Origin of the sequence: Daejeonella sp., from assembly GCF_030684675.1 — a bacterium.
In the GTDB taxonomy this organism is placed as follows: Bacteria; Bacteroidota; Bacteroidia; order Sphingobacteriales; family Sphingobacteriaceae; genus Daejeonella.
Map to the genome: position 1 here is coordinate 78,841 of NZ_JAUXXZ010000050.1, position 24,915 is coordinate 103,755.

Below are 24,915 nucleotides of genomic sequence, written 5' to 3' on the forward strand. Positions count from 1 at the left end.
TGGTCAATATTCAGAAGTCCTTTCCCATATTCCTCCTTTCCTTAAGAGAATGAAACGTTGCATAGAGCGCCAAAGCAAGGAAGCATAGATTGAATACAAGATGTGTCTCCCAGCTCATGTTTTTCAATACGCCACCGCAGCTACAGGGAATGCGATTAAAAACAGAATTGATTACCAATGAAATGTAAATGCTGAATGAAATCAGGAGCAGGGAGGATAGAAACAACCCGTATAGCTTTGTCCGGGAATAAAGTAGCAGGATAGCTGTAAACAGTTCAGCCATAGGAACAAGCCAAACCAGGATCTTTTCAAGCCATGGAGCCAGTGGCTGACTAAGCATTTCCCCACGACTTCTATCAAAATCAATCAGCTTAATGACCGCTGCATATACCCAAAGAAAAATAAGGAGACCTGAAATAGTTGAAACAAACTGAGACCTGTTCATCTTATTGAAATTTAATACTGTAAAGAAAAAACACTAAAGCATTAAAAAATCAGCCTTTACCCTTTCAAGTCATTTTTCTTATTCAGTACGTATTTCTGCAATGAACGCGAATAGTGGATTTTATGCCCATCTTCCCTAAGTTCGTTTAACCAAATGGTAATGGTTCCTTCCGTGCAATCGAATAGCCGTGCAGCCTGTCTTCTGGAAATAAATCTGCCCTTTTCAAGCATTTCCAGTATTCTGAGCAAGTTTTGCTGATGGGAACGATAGGAATTCATGCCATTTATTCTGTTTCATTTTTGGAGCCAGTTATATAAGTCTGGAGCACGATCTGCCGGGCTTTTCCGACCTCTTTTTTTGATAATTTCCTAATTTATTTTAAGGTGTCAGGTTTATTTACACCAACATGGGATTCTGCTTGATGAACTCGCTGTAATAACAAGGAATCCATACATCCCGGGAAATGGGGCTCGCTATTTTAGGAAGCAGATGAAGCTCCATAACCAATTGATCCTCCGGATACCACGATATCCAGTGAATAATGCAAGTCAATCACTGGATAAGGTACTTCTTGATCCGGTCTTCAGGGATGCGCTTTATCTGGCCAGTGACTCGATAACAGATGAATTAAACCGTAATGGTTTTCAGCCAGGCCACTGTACTGAAAAAATGAAGAACTCCCTGATGAAATATCATAAACGTATTTGCTACAGGCCAACACCTTTCGGAGCATTTGCAGGGCTGACTGTTCTTCCATGGCAAGAAAGTAAAGATCCCGGGATTATAATCACCAATGAATCATTTCAAACACTGGTATTGAAGAAGGAGCTTCATCAGCAAACCGACAGATCTTCAACAAAAAAGTACTATCGCGTAAATCCATTTTTATACCCATATGGGACTGATTTCAGAATTCTAAGAAAGGGTAAAAAGAGTGATCAAAGCACTTTCACTATTTCAGAAATCTTTAGTTCCGATCCTATAACAAACCTTGCGTCCGGTAAACAGATAATCAGTCAAGCCTCTCTTTTAGAGTTGCTTAATAACAGTGGTATTGACAAAGATGAACTGGATTCGTACATAAAAGAATTGCTTGAATTGCAAATTATATTACCTTATCAACACATAAGCAGAGAATTTCCAAATCCTCTAACTCCGAAACATAAGGAATATCCGGGATCCTCCTATGACTCTTATAGCCGCGTTTCGCTTGACGGTTCCTTGCCGGAAGGCCTAAAGGAACAGCTTGATGAGGCACTATATTGCCTTGAAGAGTTGAGTACTCAATATGAGCTTCAGACTTTAACGAATTTTAAAATACAGTTTGAAAAACTCTTCGAAAGGAAAGAAGTGTCCCTACTTCAAGCGCTTGATCCGGAGCTCGGTATCGATTATGAGAGCCTGGATAATAATCATATTCAAGAAACAGGAATGAAAATACCAGAACGTATTTCCTGGTCGCCTATACATAAACTATTACTGGGTAAATGGACTGCACAATCCGGCAATGAAATTCCTGAAATTGAAATTCTGGAAAAGGATCTTAGGGAATTGAATAATCCGCAAAGAAATTATCCTCCCGGTTATTCAGTTATATTCTCACTTTCTGTTGACCACTTGCATATTAAGGCTGCCGGTGGTGTAAGCAGTTTGAATATGATCGGGCGCTTTACTGCTCTTGATCCGGATATTCAAAAACTTGGTAGAAAGTTGGCTGAAATGGAGATGGCCGTTAATCCGGATGTTTTGTTTGCAGAGATCTCTCATCTTGACAGCAGCCAATTGGCGAGTGTTAATACGCGGGCTATGTTATATGACTACCAGATTCCTCTTTTTGAAGATCCGAAAGTAGCCGATGACTTTGTGATCGGACTGAACGATCTATATATTTCATTAGTAGATAATTGCCTGCAGTTATGGTCTTCAAGGCTCAAAATGCGTATCATCCCCCGTTTTAGCTGTGCATACAATTATCCGAACAGCCATTTACCCATCTTTAGGTTTTTGTGTGATTTACAATATGAAGGCATTTACCCGAACCTGAATTTCAGTATGGTTAATCTGTTTCCCGGATTACCGGCATATCCGAGGCTTACATATAAGGGTATAATACTTGAATCTGCCTCATGGCATCTGAATGCAAAACAACTTTGGGCATTAAAGAAATTAGATCCGTCTAGCCAATATACTGAATTCAGTTCCATTGCAATTCAAATTGGCCTGCCAGAGGAAATTTGCTATGAGGTTCATGATCATTTACTTCATATAAAGATATCATGCGCGAAGGATGTGAACTTACTACTAAAAACAATTCCGGAAACGGGAATAATTGTTTTTAGGGAGTATGATAACGGACAGGAATCTTTGGTTAAAGACAACCAGGGAAATTCCTATACACACGAATGTATTGCCTTTCTGACAAACAGGGAAAAGTCCTATTCCTCTTATTCCTGGCCAATAAAGCCCCTGATTAACGAAAAGGACAAACTCTTTCCTTTCGACGAATGGCTCTATTTTAAGCTCTATATGCATCCCTTCGGATATAAGGATCTTTTGCTGAATTACATCCAGCCTTTTATTTCCAAAAATACAAGTAATGGGAATATCTCCACCTGGTTTTTCATCAGTTATCTGGATGAAGAATCCCATTTAAGGCTTCGCCTGAAACAAATGCCGGGAAGGGAGGCAAAGCTTTTAAAATCTTATAAAAAATTGGAAAATAGCCTCAGGCATTTACCCAACCTGAAAAAACTTGAATTGTCAACCTACATCAGAGAACAGGAAAGATACAGTTCCATAGGTATTGAACTGGCAGAGGACCTGTTTGGTTTAAGCAGTGAAATAGTTTTATCTACGCTTAACCTGCCTTTTATGGATGGTTCGAGTAGGGAAAAGCTGTTTCAGGCCATAAGGCACTTATGGATAATTTTTAATGGTTTAAAGTATGATTTATCGATGGTGGTAGAGCTTTCAATGAACTTGACCAGGCATTTAACTAAAAACCGAACAATTGAATTCGATTTAGAATTCAGGGAACATCAAAGAGACTTAAGGTCTTTCCTGACTGATAATAGTGAAGTGGGAGAGATTGAGAAGCAATATGTGAACAAAATAGATATGGTAACACAAACGCTAAGCATAAATGAACAATTGCAGGTAATAACTGACCTCAATCACATGCACCTTAACCGGCATTATTTACATGACCAGCCATTTCATGAAGTTAAAACGTATTATTTTCTTGCCAAAATTTCCCGATCGATACTTAAATACCGGGGGTTTGACATATAAGTGAGATTCTTTAGTGAATTAAATACTAGTAGCTGGTAAAGTTTTTGTTCTTCGATCCCGAAGTTCACTGTCCTTAATTAAGGAACTTTGTCATTGCAAATAATAAAAACTAAGAAATTCTGAAGCAGAAAATGACATAGGTTGGTATATCCGTGAAGTTTGGCCGTTACGAGTATTTACTTCTTACCTGTTTTCGAGTATGAGGTCGCGGCATCCGCCACACAAATTAAACGCAGAGAAAGCGCATACAAATGTGGGGTTTGTCCGCGTTTAGTCCGCGTTTCCTCTGGGTTTAGTATGCGTTTCCTGTCAAGCAAATACGAACATTTTTTCAAACTGTCTGCCCGGAGATATTAGGGCATTTTAAGGCTCTGATCAGAGTGCTTCCAAAATGGGATTTCGAATAAGATCCAATCCTATTCAAACTATAATTAACTTAGCGCCCTCTATGAATAAAGAACTGCTAAAAAAACTTTTTGCACTCAGCCTTTTAATACTGATTTCGGGAAATGGCTTCAGCCAGATGAAACTGATTAAGAAACTTCTCTCCAATGAAGCCGATACAACCCGCGGAAGTAGTTTCCTGCCTCTGCCGGCACTTGGCTATGCTCAGGAAACGGGAATAGAAATAGGAGCTGCCAGCCTTTATTCATTTTATACCGACCGGAAGGATACCTTAATGCGCACCTCCCGAATCACGGGCTTGATAACCTTTACGACAAAAAAGCAAAGTAACTTCGCCCTGAAATCAGATATCTGGACACCAGGAAACAAATTTCATGTAACCTCTGAAATCCGTTATAGAAATTTCCCTTTCAATTTTTACGGGATTGGTAATTCCACATTGGAACTGAATGAAGACCCAATTACCCAAAAGCTCTTCAAACTCAATGCAGGGCTGGAAAAAAAGCTGGGTAAAAGTGTTTATACCGGAATGAGCATGGCTTATGAAGCCTACCGCTTTGAAGATAAAGTTACGGGTGGCATTTACAGCAATGATCCGGGTATCAGGGACAAAGATGGAGGCCGGGTTTTCTTTTTAGGAATTACTCAAATCTTTGATAACCGAAATACGAATACCTATACCACCAAGGGATCATTCCTGAAATTCAATTATTCTTATGCCCCGGATTTCTTTGGTGGCGATCATTTCAGCGGGAGCCTGCTTAAACTTGACCTGCGTAACTTTCATAGTCTGAGTAAGAAAACAACCCTTGGCTTAAATGCTCATTTTCAAGCCATTAGTGGCAGTACTACCCCTTTCTATTTACTCCCGCAACTTGGCAGCGATGAAATGATGCGTGCATACTATGCCGGACGATTCCGTGATCAGAATTTATTAGCCCTGCAAGGTGAACTCAGGCGCAGACTTAATCCAAGATTTGGATTGGTAGGATTTGCCGCTGCCGGTAATGTCTATTCAGGAGGCAACTTCAAATTGATTCAACTCAAGCCGAGTATCGGCGGTGGATTCAGATATTTCTACGACATAGAGCGTGGCCTGAGCGTAAGAATGGACTATGCGATCGGCGAACAGAATCCGGGAGAAAAGCGGCAAAGCGGGCTCTATCTTAGTTTGGGTGAGGCATTTTAATCATTATTCATCATAATTGCCGGAATAATATTATTGTTCTTTGACCCCTAAGGCGGTCGTACGTGTCGTGTCTATAAACATTTGAAGTCAATGTCTAACCACATAGGTTGACTTATATTATGCTTTAAAGTAAACATAGGTTGAAACTTCGCTTAAAGGCTACCTGTTTCTATGAAGATGCTTAGCAGCTAAGAAATGGCTATGTTTCTATGTGGTTTTTAAATATTATGTCTAGTTTAACTTAATCAAAGATCATGCGCAAAATAACAAGCCTCGCCTTATTCATTCCTCTGATTTTTATGATCTCCTGTTCAGAAAAAAACAATACCAGGGATAATGAATTAAACAGCCTGGCAGAGCAATATGTACAACTCGGATTAAACATCGGTCAGTATGATCCTGATTTTGTAGATGCCTATTACGGTCCTGATTCTTTAAAGCCTAAAACCGATACACTCGCAATATTTCCAAAAGACAGCCTGTTAAACTCTGTCGCCGGACTAAAAAACAAACTCAATGAGATCACTTCAGAACTTAGTGATACCGGCAAAATAAGAGCCGGCTGGATGTCTCAGCAACTCACAGCTTTTGATCGTCGGATCCGGATATTTTCAGGTGAGTTCAAGAGTTTTGATGAAGAATCAAAAGATCTTTTTGGGATCTCTGCTCCTGTATATCCTGAAAGCCATTATGCTGCTCTTTTAGATTCCCTTGATAAAATACTTCCCGGAAATGGAGATGTTCAATCCCGATTTCAGAAACTGGCAAATCAATTCATCATCCCCAAAGATAAGCTGGATACCGTTTTCAGAGCCACAATTGCGGAGGCCAGAAAAAAAACAAAAGAACATTATGAGCTTCCTGCAGAAGAATCATTCAGTATTGAATACGTAAATAATAAACCCTGGAGTGGCTACAACTGGTATAAAGGCCAGTATATGAGTATCATACAGATTAATACCGATACTCAGATATTTTTGGAACGAGCCATTGATGTAGGGAGCCATGAAAGTTATCCTGGGCATCATGTGTATAATATGCTTCTTGAAAAAAACCTTTACCGCGACAAGGGCTGGGTTGAGATTTCATTATATCCCTTATTCAGTCCGCAATCATTCATTGCCGAAGGAAGTGCGAATTATGGAGTCGAACTGGCTTTCCCCGGTGATAGTAAGATCCGGTTTGCCAAAGAAACATTACTGCCTCTAGCCGCCCTCGATACCACAAACTTAAGCCTGTATTTCAAAGTTCTGGCAATCAGATCACAGCTTAATTATGCACGGAATGAAGCCGGCAGAGGTTTAGTTAATCGCACTATGGATGAAAAACAAGCTCTGGACTGGATGATCAAATATTGTCTTTACAATGAAGAAACAGCTTTAAAATCAATCTCCTTTATCAAAAAATACCGTAGCTATATCATCAATTATAATTACGGGATGGATCTGGTAAAACAATATGTTGAAGCAAAGGCCGGTGATGGAAACGATCCAAAGAAACAATGGGAGGTTTTCGGACAGCTGCTTAGTAATCCAGTATTGCCAGGAGACCTGTTAATCAAATAATTTATAAGATATCTTTATAAAGTGAAAAAAATACTCTCAATACTACTACTGCTTCCCCTGGTCGTTTCAGCCCAGAACAAAGGATTTGAGGAAAAAGCTGCAAAGATTGATACTTATGTAAATGCTTTGCTTTCCGACTGGAATATTCCGGGTCTTGCTTTGATTATTGTCCGCAAAGATCAGGTGTTATATGCCAAAGGATATGGCTTCAGGGATCTGGAAAACAAAATTCCGGCCACAGAAACAACCCTATTTCCAATTGCCTCAAACACCAAGCTTTTTACAGCAACACTGGCAACACAGCTTGCTTATGAAGGCAAATTAAGTCTGGATGCACCTGTAAAGCAGTATTTACCTGAAGTTAATTTTTATAACCCTGAATTAAATTTCAAAGTAAGCATGCGGGATTTGCTAAGTCACCGAACCGGCCTTCCGTCTTACGATGGAATCTGGTTGAATGCATCATTTAAAAGAAAAGAACTCTTAAGCAAAATATCCTTTATGAAGCCAAGCCTTGGTTTCAGGGAGGGGTATATTTATAATAATAACATGTATACTTTGGCCGGACTAGCAATTGAAGCGGTAAGCGGCAAAAGCTGGGAAGAGAACGTGCAGGAACGCATTTTTAAGCCTCTGGAAATGAATTCAAGTGGATTTACCGGGGTAGGATCACGACCGGATAATCATTCCCTGTCCTATTTTGAAGCAGAGGGTACAGGTAAACTCACAGCCCGTACATTTCTTGCTCAATCAGAATTACTTGCACCGGCCGGTAATATCTATTCCAGTATGGTAGATATGAGCAAATGGCTCATTCTGCAGGTTAATGGTGGAAAATTTAAAGGAAAGCAGGTTATTGCAGCATCTGCAGTTGAGGAGACCAAGATCCCAAATGCTATTTCCGACAAAAGAGGCAGATATGATGAACTATCCAATGCCATTTATTCGATGGGGCGTTCTCTCCAAAGCTATAAAGGCACCAAAATGATCAGTCATACAGGATCAATTGATGGATTCTATTCTAATTTAAGCTATCTGCCAAAAGATAGTATCGCGTTATTTATTGTTCACAATGCCGTATCAGCAGGTTCCCTTCGTTCGGTGATGAATCTGCCACTTATCGACATCCTGCAGAACAGGGAAATCACAGACTGGAGTGCGAGATATAGAAAAGACTATCTGGAGGCTCAGGAAAGAAACAAAAAGACTGTGGATGAAATCAATGCTTCACAGGTTAAGAACACCCTTCCATCTCATCTGGCATTGGCCTACACAGGCAGGTTCAGTCACCCGGTATATGGTGAGATTCTTATCGGACTAAAAAACAATGATCTGCAGCTTCAGTACAGAAGTCTAAATGCTACCCTGCATCACTGGCATTACGATCAGTTTATTACGATGGATGATGGAAGAGGTTTTCCGGATATGCGGATCAGTTTTCTGACAAATGATAAGGGAGAAATCGACTGCATCAGTACCCGCCCTTTCGGAGATCCGCTTACTGAATTTGTTCGGGTGAAATAAGAATTGAAAATCCTATCGAAGTTTTGTATTCTGAATTCTATTTTCATAATTTACCATTCATTATCCAACATTAAACCGCTAAAAATTAACCCATAATTAATCACATGAAAAAATTATTAATCCTTCTCCTGGTCTGTTCTGTAAGTATCACAGGCTTTAGCCAGACTATCATGAATTCAACACCTGAAGCCGCAGGTTTCTCATCTGAGCGTTTAAAAAGACTTGATAATGCAATGAATGAATGGGTGGAGAAAGGATATATGAACGGAGGAGCTGCATTGATAATCCGAGATGGTAAAATCGCTTATTATAAAGCCAATGGTTATAATGATCTGGATACCAAAGCCCCACTTCAAAAAGATGGTATTTTCAGAATTGCATCACAAACCAAGGCAATCACCAGTGTAGCCATCATGATGCTGTTTGATGAAGGAAAGTTATTGCTTACCGATCCAGTTTCATTATATATTCCTTCGTTTAAAAAACAAGGTGTCATGGTTAACTTTAATCCTGCAGATACGACCTATACTACAGTCCCTGCAAAAAGAGAAGTTACCATCAAGGATCTCCTCACTCATACTTCAGGACTTGGTTATGCACAAATTGGTTCAAAAGAAGCAAATGCAATCTATGCAAAGAGCAATATCACAGCAGGTTTGGGTGTAAAAGACAGGACCTTACTTTCGGCAATGAGCCGTCTGGGTGAAATGCCATTAATGCACCAGCCGGGTGAAAAATTCACTTACGGACTTAATACAGATGTTTTGGGTTGTTTGGTTGAAGTTATATCCGGCGTCAGTCTGGAGGAATTTTTCAGAACCCGGATTTTCGAACCTCTGGGAATGAAAGATACCTATTTCAACCTGCCTCAGGCCAAAGCAAATCGTTTGGTAAACCTTTATACTGAAACTCCTCAGGGTAAATTAGTGAAAGCCAATGCAGGTATGTTAAACAGTGTTGCTACCACGAATTATCCATTGGTACCACATACTTACTATTCAGGAGGTGCAGGTTTAAGCTCTACAATTTATGATTATGGTATCTTTCTTCAGATGCTTTTGAATAATGGCGTTTACAATGGCAAAAGATTATTAGGCCGGAACACGGTAAGAATGATGACTACTAATCAGATCGAAGGTGTACCCTATGCGGGTGGAACATTCGGACTGGGATTCGGGGTTGTTACTGATCAAAACAGTGGCAGTGCACCTGCACAGGTTGGGACATTTAACTGGGGTGGAGCTTTTGCAACTTCGTATTGGGTTGATCCAAAAGAAAAAATGGTTTACCTGTTCTTCCGCCAATTGCAGGCAAGATCACATAATGAAGTAGTAGAAAAATTCAGGGCATTAACTTATCAGGCTATTAACGATTGATATTGGCTTTACTCTGATTCAAATATTAAACATGAAGAAAATACTCTTGCTTGCCGGAATAATACTAAGCTCCTTATTGGTAAAAGCTCAGCTTACCGCAGATCTTATCATACGGAATGGAAAAATATATGATGGTACCGGAAACTCCTGGTATTATGGTGATGTTGCTGTAAAAGATGGTAAAATCATCAAAACAGGATACATTACTGATATCCGGGCAAGCAGAACTATTGATGCGAAAGGATTACTGGTAGCACCAGGATTTATTGATGTTCATGGCCATATTGAGGGCGGAATCATAACTACACCAACCGCAAACAACTACATTTTCGATGGTGTAACTACAGTGGTTACCGGCAATTGTGGTGGATCTGCAGATAATATCGGGAGCTTCTTACAGGAAGTCAACAAGGTTCGTCCTTCGATCAATGTTGCAAGTCTGATTGGGCATAATACGGTTCGCGCCCAGGTGATGAACCGTGATAACCGTAAACCTACAATGCAGGAGCAACAAAAAATGGATGCTCTGGTAGATCAGGCTATGAAAGAAGGTGCTGTGGGTCTCTCCACCGGATTGATCTATATTCCCGGAACCTTTGCTGAAACCGAAGAAGTAATCTCATTGGCAAAAGCTGCCGCAAAGAATAAAGGAGTTTATGCTTCCCACATCCGCAATGAAGAAAATCAGGCTGTTGAAGCTGTAAATGAAGCGATCAATATCGGCAAAGAGGCAAATATTCCGGTTCAGATTTCACACTTCAAGATTGGCGGAAGATCAAACTGGGGTAAATCAGATGTCACCCTGAATTTGGTTAAAGAGGCAAGGGAAAATGGCTGGGATGTGACCATAGATCAATATCCATACACCGCGAGCAGCACCAATCTCGGAATCCGTTTACCCGACTGGGCTTTTGCAGGTGGAAATGATTCATTGAAAGCAAGGTTGAATAATCCGGTAATCCGTGCTCAGATTAAAAAGGAAATGCTGGCACAACTTGCCGGCTATAAATTCCCGAATTACAGTTATGCCGTGGTAGCCAACTATCCATCGGACACCAGCATGAATGGTAAGAACATTTCAGAGATCAATAAACTGATGGGCAGAAAAGCCAAGGCAAGGTTTGAAGCAGAAACCATTATGGACATGGTTGAAAAGGGTGGTGCCCAAATGGTTTATAACAGCATGAATGAAGTTGATGTGAAGAACATCATGAAATATCCTTTCAGCATGTTCGGAGCAGACGCAGGAGTGCCTGTACCCGGAAGAGGAATGCCGCATCCCCGTGGCTATGGTACTAATGCAAGGGTATTAGGTAAATACGTCAGGGATGAAAAAGTAATTACAATGGAGGATGCAATCAGGAGGATGACTTCTCTGGCAGCACAAAAATTTGGACTTAGTGATCGCGGATTACTATTACCCAACTATGCTGCAGATATTGTAATCTTCAGTGAGTCAGAAGTAAATGATATGGCCACTTTCCTGAAACCTCATGCCTATTCCAAAGGATTTAAATATGTGATTGTAAACGGTGAACTGGTAGTTGAAAATGAGAAGCATTTGGGAACGAAAAGCGGGAAAGCGCTTTATGGGCCGGCACTTGTTAAGAATTGAGAGTTGAGAATTGAGAGGTAAAATCACTGTTTTCCGGTTAAAATTAAACTTCTAGTCAACTGCGTTAGCTATAAATTAAAATGGGAATTTATTAACGTTTTAAAAGCATGTCCCCCGTTTTATCAAAATTATAGGATAAGCAAAATGAGGTTCCAGGGAATCTCCTAACTCTCATGAAATTTCATTTCAAGCTTTCCCCAGACACTAGTGAGTAAAGACGATCTGTTTCATTAAATGCATAGGGAAAAGAGTCCCCAAAATGCTGTTTAGAAGGCATCACATTTTGTGATACCACATCCTCCATTTCTTTCCGATTTGAAACAATCTAAAACCGAATAAAAAAATCCTCCTTTCTCTGTGCTCTTCTGACAAAGACCAATCCTATCCAAAACAAATCAATTGTAACGCTAACTTCCGGATGGGATTTAATTTCTTGCCAGGCGGATTTCATCTCCCTGTTCTGGTAAATATCCTTGAAGACCATCATCGAATGATTGCTCATTTTGGGTAAACAGCATTTAAAATAGTTAAGAATAGAAACTTTGGAATGATTTCCATCAATGAGAATAAAATCAAGTTCAGGAATTCCTTCAAGGAGTTTTGGTAATAAGTCATCCGAATTTCCGGAGAGTAGTTCTACGTTGCGGATATTTAGTGTTTTAAGATTCTTCTCTGTGATGCTTAAGGCTTCAGAATTTTCCATTATACTGACAAGCCTTGCCTCCGGAGCTGCTTTTGCAAGATAGGCGGTAGTAATTCCGAGAGATGTACCCAATTCGATAATAGTTCCGGGCTTTAGATCTGCTACAAGCCGATAAAGAAGTTGAACGAGTTTGGCAGGTTTTGAGACTTTCATTGCCAAATGCGATACTGCAGCAGGCTCAGCATTGCCTATACACCGTTTATTCTGCTCTAAATCATTTCTTAATTGTTCTATTTCCTGATAAACTGTTTTGGCACGAAAATCGTAAATAACCTCATCAAGAAGCCGGTATACAAAAGGGGAATGAACTCCATGACGGGTTTTAGCCTTAAACTGGTGTTTCAGGAAACTAATTGCCAATGAGAGCTTCATCATAGGGTTAAAGATAGTTTGCAGATTTGAGATGTGAGATATGAGATTTGAGATAGAAGAAGTTGACCGCCAGTAATCCAAAAGAACAAATACATTTTTGCGTAAATTTGTAAATAGCAATGAATGAGAAGGAAGTAGAATCACTTATTAAATTACTTGACGATCCGGACACTGAGATATCACGTCATGTGGAGGATAAATTATTATCCTATGGTAACGAGGTTATTGGGTTTCTGGAGAATGCCTGGTCTCAGTCGCTGGATACCATTCTGCAGGAAAGGATAGAAAACCTTGTCCATAGAATTCAATTCCAGAATGTTAAACGAGAGCTTGAATTGTGGCATATTGGTGGCTCCTTTGACCTCCTGCAGGGAATGCTTATCATCAATAAATATCAGTACCCTGATCTCGATGAACAAAAAATCATTAATCAGATTGAGGATATTAAGCGCGACATCTGGATGCAGATGATCTATGAAATGAGTGCGGTTGAGAAAGTAAAATTAATCAATCACATCTTCTATGGAGCTTATGGCTTTTCAGGAAATACTACCAACCATCAGGATCCGCAAAATTCTTATTTGAGCCAGGTGCTTGAAAGTAAAAAGGGAAACCAGATCCTGCTCGCAGTAATCTATTCAATCATAGCTCAAAAACTGGATATCCCAATCTATGGAGTAAATCTGCCACAGCATTTCATACTGGCTTATGTAGATGAAAATCCAACAGAAGATTTTCAGGTATCTCAAAATGTATTTGAGAACAGCATCCTGTTTTATATCAATGCCTTTAACAAGGGCTTTATTTTTGGCCGGAAAGATGTGGATGCATTCCTAAAACAACTGAACCTGAAACCGCTTAACCATTTTTATGAGCCTTGCAGCAATACTGAAATTATCCAGCGGGTGCTCAGAAACCTGATCAGTGCTTATGAAAAGCTATCGGCAGTTGAAAAAGTAGCAGAATTGGAAGAATTGCTTTCAATTTTCCCGGAACCGAAATAAGAGTCAAAAAGAGCCAAGAACCAGGAACCAGGATTCAAGACAGTTTACGGGTAAATTAACTTGAGATCAGATATAAATCAAGGGTAAAAAATAAGGTTATAATTATCAAGTGGTCGGTGATAACACCAACCACAGGGAAACAGCCGGAAGCTATTTCCTCCGGTAAGGTTTATTTTACCCGATGCTATTTTTCATTGGGACGGGCAGCCCGGCAAAAGGACTATCTGCCATTTGAAATAAACCTAAGGGGTGGCAGCTTTTTTGCAATGCTGATTTTCATGATATTTATTAAATCTCCTGCAAAAACTAGGGCAAAACACGGAATTGGCAGGACCGAAGAGGCACAAACCCCGCTTTCTAAAACAAGAGAAAATAAGGCAATTTAAACAGTAATTCAACAAGATTTTATAGTGAAATCACGATAATAGGTGCTTTTTAAGGGGGTTTTGAATTCTATAAAAATGTTAAACTGTTTATTTGCTACAGCAGCACTCATAAAACAACCTGACGTATATTTTGGAGTAGCTCGAATCTGTGTTTTTGAAAATCTATGCATACCGGGCTGCTTGCTTATGGCAGAATCTTCAAGGCCTTTTTTCTCATTAATAATCGTAATTTTGCCCCCTGAATTATGCCAAACTGACCATAAAAAGGTAGTGGCGCAATTCTTGTATAAATTGAATTTCAATATTTCACATACACATGTTAGCACTTTTAAGTAAACTTTTCGGTAGTAAATCAAATCGTGATATAAAGCTGATTCAACCACTGGTTGAAAAAACTAAAGAGGAATATGCCAAATTGCATTCCCTTAGCAATGATGAATTAAGGCAAAGAACAATAGATTTTAAGGCTCGTATTCAGGCATTTCTTGAAGAAATTGATAAAGAGATTGCGGTTGTGAAGACCAAAGCAGAATCTGAAGATCTGCCAATTAATGAAAAGACGGCACTTTATGATCAGTTGGATAAGATGCAGAAGGATCGTGATAAGGAACTGGAAAAAGTCCTGATGGAAATATTACCAGAGGCATTTGCAGTTATGAAAGATACTGCACGACGCTTCACCGAGAACACAACAATAGAAGTAACGGCTACACAGGCCGACAGAGAGTTAGCAGCCCGTAAGAAAAATGTTGTGATTCAGGGCGATAAGGCTATTCACCACAACACATGGCTTGCTGCCGGGACTGAAGTGACCTGGAACATGATTCATTATGATGTTCAGTTGATTGGTGGTATTGTACTTCATCAGGGGAAAATTGCCGAGATGGCAACGGGTGAGGGTAAAACCCTTGTCGGAACCCTGCCTGCCTACCTGAATGCACTATCGGGACAAGGTGTTCATATCGTAACGGTGAATGATTACCTGGCACGACGTGACTCTGAATGGAACGGCCCATTATTTGAATTTCACGGTTTAACCGTTGATTGTATCGATAAACATCAGCCAAATTCTGAAGAACGCCGCAAAGCCTATCTGGCTGATATCACTTTTGGTACCAATAACGAATTTGGTTTCGATTACCTGCGTGACAATATGACACTGAATCCGGAAAGCCTGGTTCAGCGTAAACTGCATTTTGCAATGGTGGATGAGGTTGACTCGGTATTGATCGATGATGCCAGAACTCCCTTGATCATTTCAGGTCCGATTCCAAGAGGTGATGAACATGAATTCTATGAATTGAAACCCCGCATTGAACGTCTGGTAACTGCCCAGAAAAATTTCATTAACGGTGTTCTCAATGAAGCCAAAAAACTGATTAATGAAGGACACACTGGTCCGACGGAGGGTGGTTTAGCCCTTTTGAGAGCCCATCGTGGTTTGCCAAAAAGCAAGGCTTTAATCAAATTTCTGAGTGAGCCTGGAATGAAGCAGGTTCTTACCAGGTCAGAAAATTATCACATGGAAAATCAGAACAAGGAGATGCCAAAGGCAGATGCTGAGCTTTTCTTTGTGATCGATGAAAAAAATAACCAGGTTGAATTGACCGAAAAAGGTATTGAACTGATCACTGCCTCAGGAGAGGATCAGAGCTTCTTTGTGATGCCGGATGTTGGTACTGAGATCGCTGATCTTGAAAAATCTTCGCTATCTACCGAAGAAAAAATCGAGAAGAAAGACACTTTAATGCGTGATTTCTCTATAAAATCTGAGCGTATACACTCTGTTAATCAATTGCTCAAGGCTTACACCCTCTTTGAGATTGATGTAGAATATATCGTTGATGAGGGTAAGATTAAGTTGGTTGATGAGCAAACAGGTCGTATCATGGATGGCCGCCGTTATTCTGACGGACTACATCAGGCGATCGAGGCTAAAGAGAATGTTAAGGTTGAGGATGCAACCCAAACCTATGCAACCATTACTCTGCAAAACTTCTTCAGGATGTACCATAAACTATGTGGGATGACCGGAACGGCTGTAACAGAGGCGGGCGAGCTTTGGCAGATCTATAAATTGGATGTTGTTGAAATTCCAACCAATGTGACTGCTCAGCGTAAGGATCATGAAGATATGGTTTATCGTACCGTTCGTGAGAAATACAATGCCGTTGCGGATGAAATTACAAGATTAACAGAGGCCGGTAGACCGGTACTGGTAGGTACAACATCAGTTGAGATTTCCGAATTACTGAGCAGGATGCTTAAGCTAAGAGGCATAAAGCATAACGTTTTGAACGCGAAACTTCACCAGAAGGAAGCGGATATCGTAGCAGAAGCCGGACAGGCAGGAACAGTTACCATTGCCACCAATATGGCGGGTCGTGGTACGGATATCAAGCTTGGCCCGGGTGTTAAGGATGCAGGAGGTTTAGCGATTGTTGGTACCGAACGCCATGAGTCACGTCGTGTCGACAGACAGTTACGTGGTCGTGCAGGTCGTCAGGGTGATCCGGGTTCCAGTCAGTTCTTTGTATCTCTGGAAGATAACCTGATGCGTTTATTTGGTTCTGAGCGGATATCCAATATCATGGTCAGAATGGGAATTGAAGAAGGCGAAGTAATTCAGCATTCAATGATAACCAAATCCATTGAGCGCGCACAACGTAAGGTAGAGGAAAACAACTTCGGCGTTCGTAAGAGATTACTCGAGTATGATGATGTGATGAACTCACAGCGTTCGGTAGTTTATGCAAAACGTAAGAATGCATTATTTGGAGAGCGTCTTGATGTTGATCTGAACAATACCATTTTTGATGTAGTTGAGGATGTTGTTTCCGAGTACAAGGATCAGGGCAATTTTGAAGGCTTCCAGATGGAAGTAATCCGTATTTTCTCGGTAGATCCTGAACTTACAGAGAAACAATTTGCGGCAAGTAATATTCATACACTTACCGACGAAGTTTTTGAAAAGATCAATGACTTCTATCACCGTAAACTCGAAGCTATTGCAAACCAAACGCTTCCGGTTTTAAGAGATGTTTTTAAAGAGCGTGGTGACCAGATTGAAAATATTGTCGTTCCTTTTTCTGATGGAATACGTTCAGTTCAGGTAGCAACTAACCTCAAAAAAGCTGTTGAAAGCAAGGGTTATGAGGTATTTAAGGCCTTCGAAAAGAGTGTGGTACTTGCCCTTATCGACGATGCCTGGAAAGAGCACCTGCGTGAGATGGATGAATTGAAGCAGTCGGTACAGAATGCAGTTTATGAGCAGAAGGATCCTCTGATAGTGTATAAAATGGAAGCATTTAACATGTTCAAACAGATGCTTGCAACCGTTAATAAAGATATCGTCAGCTTCCTTTTCAAGGGAAATATTCCTTCCCAGGATCCTGATCAGGTACGTGAGGCACGTCCTCAGCCACGCCAGGATCTGAGCAAACTAAAGGTTTCAAAACCTGAACTTAATCAGTCTGTGGGTGGCATGCCAGTTGATGATACCAGAGAACTGACAAAGAATCAACCAATTAGGGTGGAACAAAAGATTGGCAGGAATGATCCTTGTCCTTGCGGAAGCGGTAAAAAGTACAAAAACTGTCATGGAGTAGGAGCCGATTAAAAGAATGCATTGGAAAAGCCTCATCGGATTTATTCTTATTATGTGCGTCCATCAGCTTGCAGCTCAGGAAAAGGGCAAGGTTCTGGTTACAAAAGATCCGCAAATTGATAGCCTGATCGCACGTCGCCTGGAATTGAACAGGGCAGGCCTTACAGGTAACAATGTGACTTTATCAGGTTTCAGGGTGCAGATTTTTTCAGGTTTAGATCGGCAGGTTGCCTATTCCGAACAGGCAAAATTTAAAGCCAGGTATACCGGTATTAATACCTATATCAGTTATACCCAGCCAAACTACAAGCTGAGAGTTGGGGATTTCCGAACCCGGCTGGAAGCCGAAAAATTGATGAATGAGCTAAAGAAATACTATACCTCCATGTTCATTTTTTCTGAAATGATAATTCTTAAATAATGTTAAAAGATAAGATTAGCCTTCTTGCAAAAGAGATTCACGCCAATGTGGTTGAGAACCGCCGGCATTTACATGCCAATCCTGAACTTTCTTTCCATGAATATCAGACTTCAGCTTATGTAGCGCAGAAGCTTGATGAACTTGGAATTAAGTATCAAAAGATGGCGAATACGGGTTTAGTAGCGATGATCAAAGGAGAGAAACCTTCTGATGCGGTTGTTGCCCTTCGGGCTGATATGGATGCTTTGCCGATCGTTGAGGCGAATGAGGTTCCTTATAAATCAAAGAATTCGGGTGTGATGCATGCTTGCGGGCATGATGCACATACATCTTCTCTTCTGGGAACGGCAAAGATCCTTACTGAACTAAAAAATGAGTTTGGAGGAACCATAAAACTGATCTTTCAACCTGCCGAAGAAAAATTACCCGGCGGTGCAAGTATGATGATCGAGGAAGGGGTTCTTGAAAATCCGAAACCTGATGCAGTGATTGGACAGCACGTAATGCCTTTGATCGAGGCAGGACAAGTTGGCTTCCGTTCAGGGAAATACATGGCTTCAACCGATGAGATCTATGTTACTGTTCATGGAAAAGGTGGACATGGAGCGCAGCCTCAGCAAAATATCGATCCCGTGCTGATTACTTCACATATTATTGTTGCCTTACAGCAAATCATCAGCCGGGTTGCAGATCCCAAAACGCCATCGGTACTATCCTTCGGTAAGGTTATTGCGAATGGTGCTACGAATGTGATTCCAAATGAGGTTTATCTTGAAGGAACTTTCCGTACAATGGATGAAGACTGGAGAGCCAGAGCTCATGCGAAAATGAAGAAAATGGCCGAAGGTATTGCTGAAGCTATGGGTGGAAGTTGTGATTTTAATATTGTTCGTGGATATCCATTTCTCATCAATGAAGAAAAACTGACAGCAGAGGTTCGTGCCTATGCCGAAGACTATTTAGGAAAAGAAAACGTTTTGGATCTGGATATCTGGATGGCGGCAGAGGATTTTGCTTATTATTCACAAGTTTCTGATGCCTGTTTCTACAGATTAGGTACAGGCAATAAAGAGCGTGGGATAACCTCTTCGGTTCATACACCGACATTTGATGTGGATGAAGAATCGCTCAAATTAAGTACCGGCCTGATGGCATACATTGCCCTGAAGCAGTTGGGAAACTAATATCATATACTTCTTTAAAGATGGATATGCTTTTTTGAAATTACCATGAAGAAAATATATTTATTACTGAGCCTGTTGAGTGTTTGCAGTATAGGTTTGGCTCAGAAAATTCCGCGTTTTAATCCGGATACAGTACTTACTGTCACCATCGATTCGGCTATCACGATTACTTCAACACGCCTTACTGCTGAGACTTTTATTAATGAAATCATTAATGATACCAGCTTTTATGCGGCCTTTCGTAATATGAAGAAATACAGCTTTAATGCTGAGAACCGCATTTTTACCTACAATAAAGCGAATGCAGTTGAAGGTAAAATCTATCGCAAAATCTACCATAACAATACCGGACCCTACAAAATGGAGATCCTTGAAAAGAGGGATGACGGTAATGTCTACAAACGAAATGGAAAATATTCCCTTTACACGGTTGAGATGTTCGATTATATCTTCATGAATGCCTATAATTCTGATTTTGTTCCTTCTGCACCGATATCAGGAACAAAGGGTGAAAGTAATGAATCGTACAAAGACAAGTTAAAAACCCTGATCTTTAGTCCGGGGAGGCCAATCAAAGGTGTACCTTTCATTGGCAATAAAACTCAGATTTTCACCCCAAATATGAGGCAGTATTACGATTATACCTTTTACAGAGGGACCTATCTTGATTCTATTCCTGTTTACCGTTTTAAGGTAGCTCTTAAGCCGGATTTGTCGGGTTGGACTGAAGGTGGCATGATGATTAAGGAACTGGTCACGATCTTTGATATGCGTAATTTTCAAATTCTCGGACGTTATGTAGACATGAAATATGGAAATATGGCTTTTGATTTTGATGTTCAGATGAATATCGAACTGGGATATTTTGGTGAAGACAAAACCTTATTGCCAACCAAGATCAGCTATCAGGGCAATTGGGATATACCCTTTAAACGGGAAGAACGGGCTAGTTTCCTGATCCTGCATAAGGGGTATAAATAATGTGTTGATTCTTAAAACACTAGTGTCCGAAGAAAGCTTGAAATGGAATTTCATGAGAGTTAGGAAGTTTCAGCCTTCGCTCAATGTCCTAATTTAAGGATTACGATCCTGACGAATTCAGGGTCTTCTCCTCCTCCCCCTTTAATTCCCCCTCGGGCGGGGGACACTGGATGCCTAGGTATACTACTTAAAGAAAAAATCCCCACTTCAATGAAATTCCCCTGGCACCATGCTATCCCCCTCAAGAGGGGGGCGCGTTAGGCCTTGTGTGTTGGCAGGGGGAGGTGATCAGTTATTAAATTCTATTCCTCCCCCCTAATTCCTATAATTTGATAAAACAGGTGGCATGCTTTTAAAAACGTTATAAATGTCCCGTTTTAATTTACAGCTAGCACATTTGACAAGAAGCTTAATTTTTACAGGACAAACGGGATACCCAAATCAGCATTATTCTTTTAGGTGAATGTTTCAATAAAATTCAGGGCGCTCAAAGCCATTGGCGCACAAGCATTTTGCTCCTTTATTTCTTCCTCAAATTAAGCTATTGTTTATTTTCCAAAATTTGTATCTTGCGCCCTCTTTTAAAATTATATTAGAAAAAAAATACGGATATGGGAATAATGAGTTTTTTGCGGAACCGTGCAGGGATAATCATCGTTGGGGCTATTGGTTTTGCAATTATTGCATTTTTAGTAAGCGACGCAGTACAAATGGGCGGATCGTTTATGCAGGGAAATCAGACTGAAGTTGGAGAAGTTGATGGTAATGCCATCTCTATTCTGGAATTCAATGAGAAGGTAGAGCAGAACACAAACAACTTCAAACAACAGATGGGTCAGAGTAATCTTGATCCTCAAATGACCTCTTACATCATTGAAAATACATGGAATCAATCGGTTTCACAGATTTTGATGAGCAAGGAAATGAGCCGTTTAGGTTTGCAGGTTAGTAAGAACGAGTTGAACGATCTTGTGTCTGGGAAAAATCCTGATCCTCAGATCCTTCAGAACTTTGGAGATCCTCAAACCGGTCAGTTGAACAGAATGCAGTTAAATGCATTCCTTGAGAATGTAAAGTCTCAGCCTGCATCAAGTCCGGTTAGTCAGCAGTGGACTGCCTTTTTGCTAAATATTCGTGAGAATAAACTGGCACAGAAGTACACCAATCTGATCAGAAATAGTCTTTACGTTACCTCTCTTGAGGCAAGGGAAGATTACGATCAGCGTAATAAGCTCGCGAATTTTAGTTTTGTAAATCTGGAATACAGTTCTCTTCCGGATAATCAGGTAAAACTGACCGATCAGGATTATTCTGATTATTATAATGAGAATAAATACAAATTTAAGAATCCTTTAGAGAAGCGTTCATTTGAATACATCGTTTTCGATGCGAACCCTTCTAAAGCTGATTCTGCAGATATAAAAGCGATGGTTGCAAAAACCGCTGCCGAATTCAGGGTTGCTACTAACGACTCATTATTTGTCAGTATCAATGCTGAAACTAAAATGCCGATTACCTATGTTCGTAAAGGGCAATTGGAGCCTGCACTTGATTCAGCGGTATTCAGTGCTTCAAACGGAGCATTTATTGGCCCTTTGTTCTCCGGAGGAGTTTACAAAATGGTAAAAGTTCTGGATCTTAAGGTTGGTCCTGATTCAGTAAAGGCAAGTCATATTTTATTAAATCCTGCTACTGAAGGCGGAATTGACAAAGCAAAAGCAAAAGCAGACTCAATCAGAGGCGTAATTGCAAGAGGAGGCAGCTTTGCGAAGCTTGCGGCTAAATTTGGAACTGATGCTTCAAAAGATTCAGGCGGTGATCTTGGTACGTTTGCAAGAGGTGCTATGGTACCTGCATTTGAGGAAGCTGTTTTCAATGGCAATACCGGTGATCTTAAAGTAATCACCACCCAGTTCGGTGTTCACGTAATTAAAATCAATGCTCAAATTGGTTCTTCCAGAGTAGCTAAAGTAGCTATTGTAGATAAATCTTTTTCAGCGAGTAATAAAACTCAACAGGAAGCCTATTCAAAAGCAACAGGTTTCCTGACTCTTGCAAAAAATGCTGAAACATTTGATGCAGAAGCTAAAAAAGCAGGTTATGTTAAATCACTTGCCGATAATGTGATAGCTACTCAATCTTCCATTCCGGGATTGGATAGTCCGCGTGAGATGGTAAGATGGGTATTTGGTGCCGATAAGGGTGATGTTTCAAATCAGGTATTTGAAATGGGCAGTAAGTTTGCGGTAGCCAGGGTGGTCGATATATTTAAAGAAGGAACACTTCCTCTTGATCAGGTTAAGAAGGATATTGAGCCAATGGTAATGAAACAGGTAAAAGCGAGAATGCTGATTGAGAAAATGGAAAAGGCGCTGGCCGGATCTAAATCGATTGATCAGGTCGCTCAAAAAGTTGGCAGAGCGGTAACCCCGGTACAGAATATTGTGTTCGCAAACCCGGTAATTCCAGGACTTTCACAGGAAAATGTGCTTGTTGGAACTCTTTTTGGGTCACAGCCAGGTAAATTATCAAAGCCAATTGAAGGTGATCAGGGAGTTTACGTTTTCATTGTAAACGGCTTTAGTAAACCCGCACCCCTTACCAATGCCTTTAAACAAAAGGTTCAGGTATCTCAGGGCTTGGCACAGCGTGCATCAGGTGAAGCATTCAAGGCTTTACGTGATAACTCTAAGATCAAGGATAACCGCGTTAAATTCTTTTAATAGCTAATTTCATTAACTTTGTATCCGGAAGTGTTCATTCACTTCCGGATTTTTTTTTTGCAGCCAGCTGGGATTATTCCGGATTTTGCTGTTCAATAATCAGGAGAGAAGATGGAAGTTCAGGAAAACATAATTAATCGGGTTGCTGAGAGCGGGCTCTTAAGCTTTGACCTGGCCGAATTGTATCCGGCTGGCGAGCGTATATTCTATGATATTAAGGATAACCTTTTTCATGGCTTAATGCTCAGGGAAAAGGATTTCAGAGAGTTCATTAAGGAACATAACTGGGAATCTTATTCAGGTAAGCATATCGCCATCGGTTGTTCAGCTGATGCTATAGTCCCAACCTGGGCCTATATGCTGCTAGCAAATAAGATGTCGCCCTTTGCAGAAACAGTGGTATTTGGTGACCTTGAAGTACTCGAAACCATTCTTTTCGACCGTAAATTAAACCAATTAGACTTTGAAAAGTATCGGGATCAGCGTGTAGTGATCAAAGGCTGTGGTGAGATTCACATTCCCAATTCAGCCTATATTGAACTAACAGTAAAACTGACAGAAATAGCTAAAAGCATTATGTATGGTGAACCTTGTTCCACCGTGCCCATTTTTAAGCGCAAATCCTGATTCCGGGTCAAGCCCGGAATGACAGTCCCAGACTTGATTAAGGGCCGTCACCCCCGGACCCGATCCGGTTGTCATCCCGGGCTTGACCCGGATGGTTCACTTTTTGCAGTAAAGACCAAATGATTAAAAAAATTATATTATTTCTTCTTCTCATTTCGGGCTCAGCAGCATTTTCTCAGGGATTGCAAAACGTTAAGGAGCCTGTATTTAAAGCTGGAGAGTATTTAAGTTACAGACTTCGTTATGGGTTTATTACTGCTGCAGAAGCTTCAATTAAAGTATTGGATACTGATGTTAAATTTGATAATCGTCCTGTTTTTCATTTGCTTGCAGAAGGCCGTACCGCCGGATCTTTTAATGTTTTTTATAAAGTGAGGAATCGTTACGATTCCTATGTTGATAAGGAAAGTTTAAGTCCGTATTTGTATACAGAGAATATTCGTGAAGCGAATTATCGTCGCAGTGATAAGGCGCGATTTTATCAGGAGGAGAAGAAAGTAGTATCGAATAAAGGCACTTTTAGGGGCAATGGTCAAACATTTGATGTTGTTTCTGCTTATTTCTTTGCAAGAAGTCTGGATATTTCAAAATTAAAGCAGGGAGATAAGTTCAGTATGGATTATTTTTTGGGTGATGGAATAAGTAAACTGGAGGTACAGTTTGTAGGCAGAGAACGTATAAAAACCACTCTGGGCACATTTAATTGTATCAAATTTAGTCCATCGATACAGCCCGGTAGAATTTTCAGAAAGGATAGTAAATTATACCTTTGGATAACAGATGATGCAAACCGTATTCCTGTAAAAGCGCATGTTGAGATTCTTGTAGGTTCAGTGACCCTCGAACTTATGACAGCGGAGGGATTAAAGTATCCCCTGGGTTTTGTTAAATAATATATATGATCGAAGTACAGAACACATTGGTTCATGAGGATGTAGTCAATGAAAATTTTGTTTGTAATCTTAATAAATGCAAGGGAATCTGTTGTATTGAAGGAGATTCAGGAGCTCCATTAGAGCGGGATGAGTTGGCAGTACTGGATGAGATCTACCCTTTGGTTAAGCCCTATATGACAGAAAAGGGAATTGCTGTTATTGAAGAATTTGGAACTTATGTGAAAGATTTTGAGGGAGATTATACAACCCCCTGTGTAGATACCAATAAAGAATGTGCTTATGTGATCATGGAGAATGGGATTAGCAAATGCGCTATTGAAAAGGCCTGGGAAGATGGTAAAATAGCCTGGAAGAAACCAATCTCCTGCCATTTATATCCTATTCGAATTACAAACTACCCCGAATTTGATGTACTTCATTATGACCGATGGAGTATCTGCAGTGCTGCCTGTGCCTTTGGGAAGGAATTGAAAGTATCAGTTCATCAATTTTTGAAAGAGCCTCTAATTCGTAAGTATGGTGCCGAATGGTACGCGGAGCTTGAAGCTAAGGTGAGTAAATGATAAATACTTTCACTATTTTTAAATTCCAGTACTAAAAA

18 protein-coding genes are annotated in these 24,915 nt (G+C 40.4%); 15 read left to right on the forward strand and 3 right to left on the reverse strand.

Translation table 11 applies throughout. From position 1 onward, the window contains the following. Positions 1–10: 10 nt before the first annotated feature. Both Q8M41_RS10605 and Q8M41_RS10610 read right to left on the reverse strand, forming a co-directional pair. The gene (locus Q8M41_RS10605) at positions 11–445 is read right to left on the reverse strand and encodes a MauE/DoxX family redox-associated membrane protein (RefSeq protein WP_305365245.1); all 435 of its coding nucleotides are present in this window, start codon (positions 443–445) and stop codon (positions 11–13) included. 56 nt (positions 446–501) lie between these two features. Beyond that, on the reverse strand, positions 502–723 hold the full coding sequence (locus Q8M41_RS10610) for a helix-turn-helix domain-containing protein (RefSeq protein WP_305365246.1): 222 nt from the start codon (positions 721–723) through the stop codon (positions 502–504). A gap of 211 nt (positions 724–934) precedes the next feature. Here Q8M41_RS10610 and Q8M41_RS10615 point away from each other — a divergent pair, with 211 nt between their 5' ends. From Q8M41_RS10615 to Q8M41_RS10640, 6 genes are all read left to right on the forward strand, one after another. Further along, positions 935–3,736 carry a thiopeptide-type bacteriocin biosynthesis protein gene (locus Q8M41_RS10615; protein WP_305365247.1) on the forward strand — a complete coding sequence of 934 codons (2,802 nt, stop codon included), beginning with the start codon at positions 935–937 and terminating at the stop codon, positions 3,734–3,736. Positions 3,737–4,184: 448 nt separating this feature from the next. After that, a complete protein-coding gene (locus Q8M41_RS10620) occupies positions 4,185–5,330 on the forward strand; it encodes a BamA/TamA family outer membrane protein (protein WP_305365248.1) in 1,146 nt (381 codons plus the stop codon). Between the two features lie 254 nt (positions 5,331–5,584). Beyond that, the gene (locus Q8M41_RS10625) at positions 5,585–6,895 is read left to right on the forward strand and encodes a hypothetical protein (protein WP_305365249.1); all 1,311 of its coding nucleotides are present in this window, start codon (positions 5,585–5,587) and stop codon (positions 6,893–6,895) included. 21 nt (positions 6,896–6,916) lie between these two features. Then, entirely contained in the window at positions 6,917–8,419 is a 1,503-nt protein-coding gene (locus Q8M41_RS10630; RefSeq protein WP_305365250.1) for a serine hydrolase, read from the forward strand. A gap of 104 nt (positions 8,420–8,523) precedes the next feature. Then, positions 8,524–9,795 (forward strand): serine hydrolase, encoded by a 1,272-nt coding sequence (locus Q8M41_RS10635; protein WP_305365251.1) that lies wholly within the window; start codon positions 8,524–8,526, stop codon positions 9,793–9,795. 31 nt (positions 9,796–9,826) lie between these two features. Beyond that, positions 9,827–11,410 (forward strand): amidohydrolase family protein, encoded by a 1,584-nt coding sequence (locus Q8M41_RS10640; protein WP_305365252.1) that lies wholly within the window; start codon positions 9,827–9,829, stop codon positions 11,408–11,410. Between the two features lie 325 nt (positions 11,411–11,735). Here Q8M41_RS10640 and Q8M41_RS10645 read toward each other — a convergent pair whose 3' ends face one another. Continuing rightward, the gene (locus tag Q8M41_RS10645; RefSeq protein WP_305365253.1) at positions 11,736–12,488 is read right to left on the reverse strand and encodes an O-methyltransferase; all 753 of its coding nucleotides are present in this window, start codon (positions 12,486–12,488) and stop codon (positions 11,736–11,738) included. Positions 12,489–12,604: 116 nt separating this feature from the next. On the opposite strand from Q8M41_RS10645, the gene Q8M41_RS10650 reads away from it, so the two are divergent. The 9 genes from Q8M41_RS10650 (at position 12,605) to Q8M41_RS10690 (ending at position 24,877) form a co-directional block, all read left to right on the forward strand. Further along, entirely contained in the window at positions 12,605–13,489 is an 885-nt protein-coding gene (locus tag Q8M41_RS10650) for a transglutaminase-like domain-containing protein (protein WP_305365254.1), read from the forward strand. Positions 13,490–14,191: 702 nt separating this feature from the next. Then, on the forward strand, positions 14,192–17,494 hold the full coding sequence (gene secA, locus Q8M41_RS10655; RefSeq protein WP_305365255.1) for a preprotein translocase subunit SecA: 3,303 nt from the start codon (positions 14,192–14,194) through the stop codon (positions 17,492–17,494). Between the two features lie 4 nt (positions 17,495–17,498). After that, positions 17,499–17,903: an SPOR domain-containing protein gene (locus Q8M41_RS10660; protein ID WP_305365256.1), complete on the forward strand. Its 405-nt coding sequence runs from the start codon at positions 17,499–17,501 to the stop codon at positions 17,901–17,903. Then, positions 17,903–19,087, forward strand: coding sequence for a M20 family metallopeptidase (locus Q8M41_RS10665; RefSeq protein ID WP_305365257.1), 1,185 nt, complete (start codon positions 17,903–17,905; stop codon positions 19,085–19,087). Before Q8M41_RS10660 ends, Q8M41_RS10665 begins: the two co-directional genes overlap by 1 nt. A 45-nt stretch (positions 19,088–19,132) precedes the next feature. Beyond that, on the forward strand, positions 19,133–20,068 hold the full coding sequence (locus Q8M41_RS10670; RefSeq protein ID WP_305365258.1) for a hypothetical protein: 936 nt from the start codon (positions 19,133–19,135) through the stop codon (positions 20,066–20,068). Between the two features lie 620 nt (positions 20,069–20,688). Then, positions 20,689–22,791, forward strand: coding sequence for a SurA N-terminal domain-containing protein (locus tag Q8M41_RS10675; protein ID WP_370870476.1), 2,103 nt, complete (start codon positions 20,689–20,691; stop codon positions 22,789–22,791). 111 nt (positions 22,792–22,902) lie between these two features. Next, positions 22,903–23,418 (forward strand): DUF2480 family protein, encoded by a 516-nt coding sequence (locus Q8M41_RS10680; RefSeq protein WP_305365260.1) that lies wholly within the window; start codon positions 22,903–22,905, stop codon positions 23,416–23,418. Between the two features lie 119 nt (positions 23,419–23,537). Beyond that, a complete protein-coding gene (locus tag Q8M41_RS10685; protein WP_305365261.1) occupies positions 23,538–24,311 on the forward strand; it encodes a DUF3108 domain-containing protein in 774 nt (257 codons plus the stop codon). A gap of 5 nt (positions 24,312–24,316) precedes the next feature. Then, positions 24,317–24,877 carry a DUF3109 family protein gene (locus Q8M41_RS10690; RefSeq protein WP_305365262.1) on the forward strand — a complete coding sequence of 187 codons (561 nt, stop codon included), beginning with the start codon at positions 24,317–24,319 and terminating at the stop codon, positions 24,875–24,877. Positions 24,878–24,915 lie beyond the last annotated feature (38 nt).

What these genes read in the sequence shown, in the direction of transcription:
- Q8M41_RS10665 (WP_305365257.1), top strand. Translation starts at nt 17,903, where the DNA reads ATGTTAAAAGATAAGATTAGCCTTCTTGCAAAAGAGATTCACGCCAAT.
- Q8M41_RS10685 (WP_305365261.1), top strand. Translation starts at nt 23,538, where the DNA reads ATGATTAAAAAAATTATATTATTTCTTCTTCTCATTTCGGGCTCAGCA.
- Q8M41_RS10640 (WP_305365252.1), top strand. Translation starts at nt 9,827, where the DNA reads ATGAAGAAAATACTCTTGCTTGCCGGAATAATACTAAGCTCCTTATTG.
- Q8M41_RS10605 (WP_305365245.1), bottom strand. Translation starts at nt 445, where the DNA reads ATGAACAGGTCTCAGTTTGTTTCAACTATTTCAGGTCTCCTTATTTTT.
- Q8M41_RS10620 (WP_305365248.1), top strand. Translation starts at nt 4,185, where the DNA reads ATGAATAAAGAACTGCTAAAAAAACTTTTTGCACTCAGCCTTTTAATA.
- Q8M41_RS10650 (WP_305365254.1), top strand. Translation starts at nt 12,605, where the DNA reads ATGAATGAGAAGGAAGTAGAATCACTTATTAAATTACTTGACGATCCG.
- secA (WP_305365255.1), top strand. Translation starts at nt 14,192, where the DNA reads ATGTTAGCACTTTTAAGTAAACTTTTCGGTAGTAAATCAAATCGTGAT.
- Q8M41_RS10625 (WP_305365249.1), top strand. Translation starts at nt 5,585, where the DNA reads ATGCGCAAAATAACAAGCCTCGCCTTATTCATTCCTCTGATTTTTATG.
- Q8M41_RS10645 (WP_305365253.1), bottom strand. Translation starts at nt 12,488, where the DNA reads ATGATGAAGCTCTCATTGGCAATTAGTTTCCTGAAACACCAGTTTAAG.
- Q8M41_RS10680 (WP_305365260.1), top strand. Translation starts at nt 22,903, where the DNA reads ATGGAAGTTCAGGAAAACATAATTAATCGGGTTGCTGAGAGCGGGCTC.
- Q8M41_RS10660 (WP_305365256.1), top strand. Translation starts at nt 17,499, where the DNA reads ATGCATTGGAAAAGCCTCATCGGATTTATTCTTATTATGTGCGTCCAT.
- Q8M41_RS10615 (WP_305365247.1), top strand. Translation starts at nt 935, where the DNA reads ATGAAGCTCCATAACCAATTGATCCTCCGGATACCACGATATCCAGTG.
- Q8M41_RS10670 (WP_305365258.1), top strand. Translation starts at nt 19,133, where the DNA reads ATGAAGAAAATATATTTATTACTGAGCCTGTTGAGTGTTTGCAGTATA.
- Q8M41_RS10610 (WP_305365246.1), bottom strand. Translation starts at nt 723, where the DNA reads ATGAATTCCTATCGTTCCCATCAGCAAAACTTGCTCAGAATACTGGAA.
- Q8M41_RS10635 (WP_305365251.1), top strand. Translation starts at nt 8,524, where the DNA reads ATGAAAAAATTATTAATCCTTCTCCTGGTCTGTTCTGTAAGTATCACA.
- Q8M41_RS10690 (WP_305365262.1), top strand. Translation starts at nt 24,317, where the DNA reads ATGATCGAAGTACAGAACACATTGGTTCATGAGGATGTAGTCAATGAA.
- Q8M41_RS10675 (WP_370870476.1), top strand. Translation starts at nt 20,689, where the DNA reads ATGAGTTTTTTGCGGAACCGTGCAGGGATAATCATCGTTGGGGCTATT.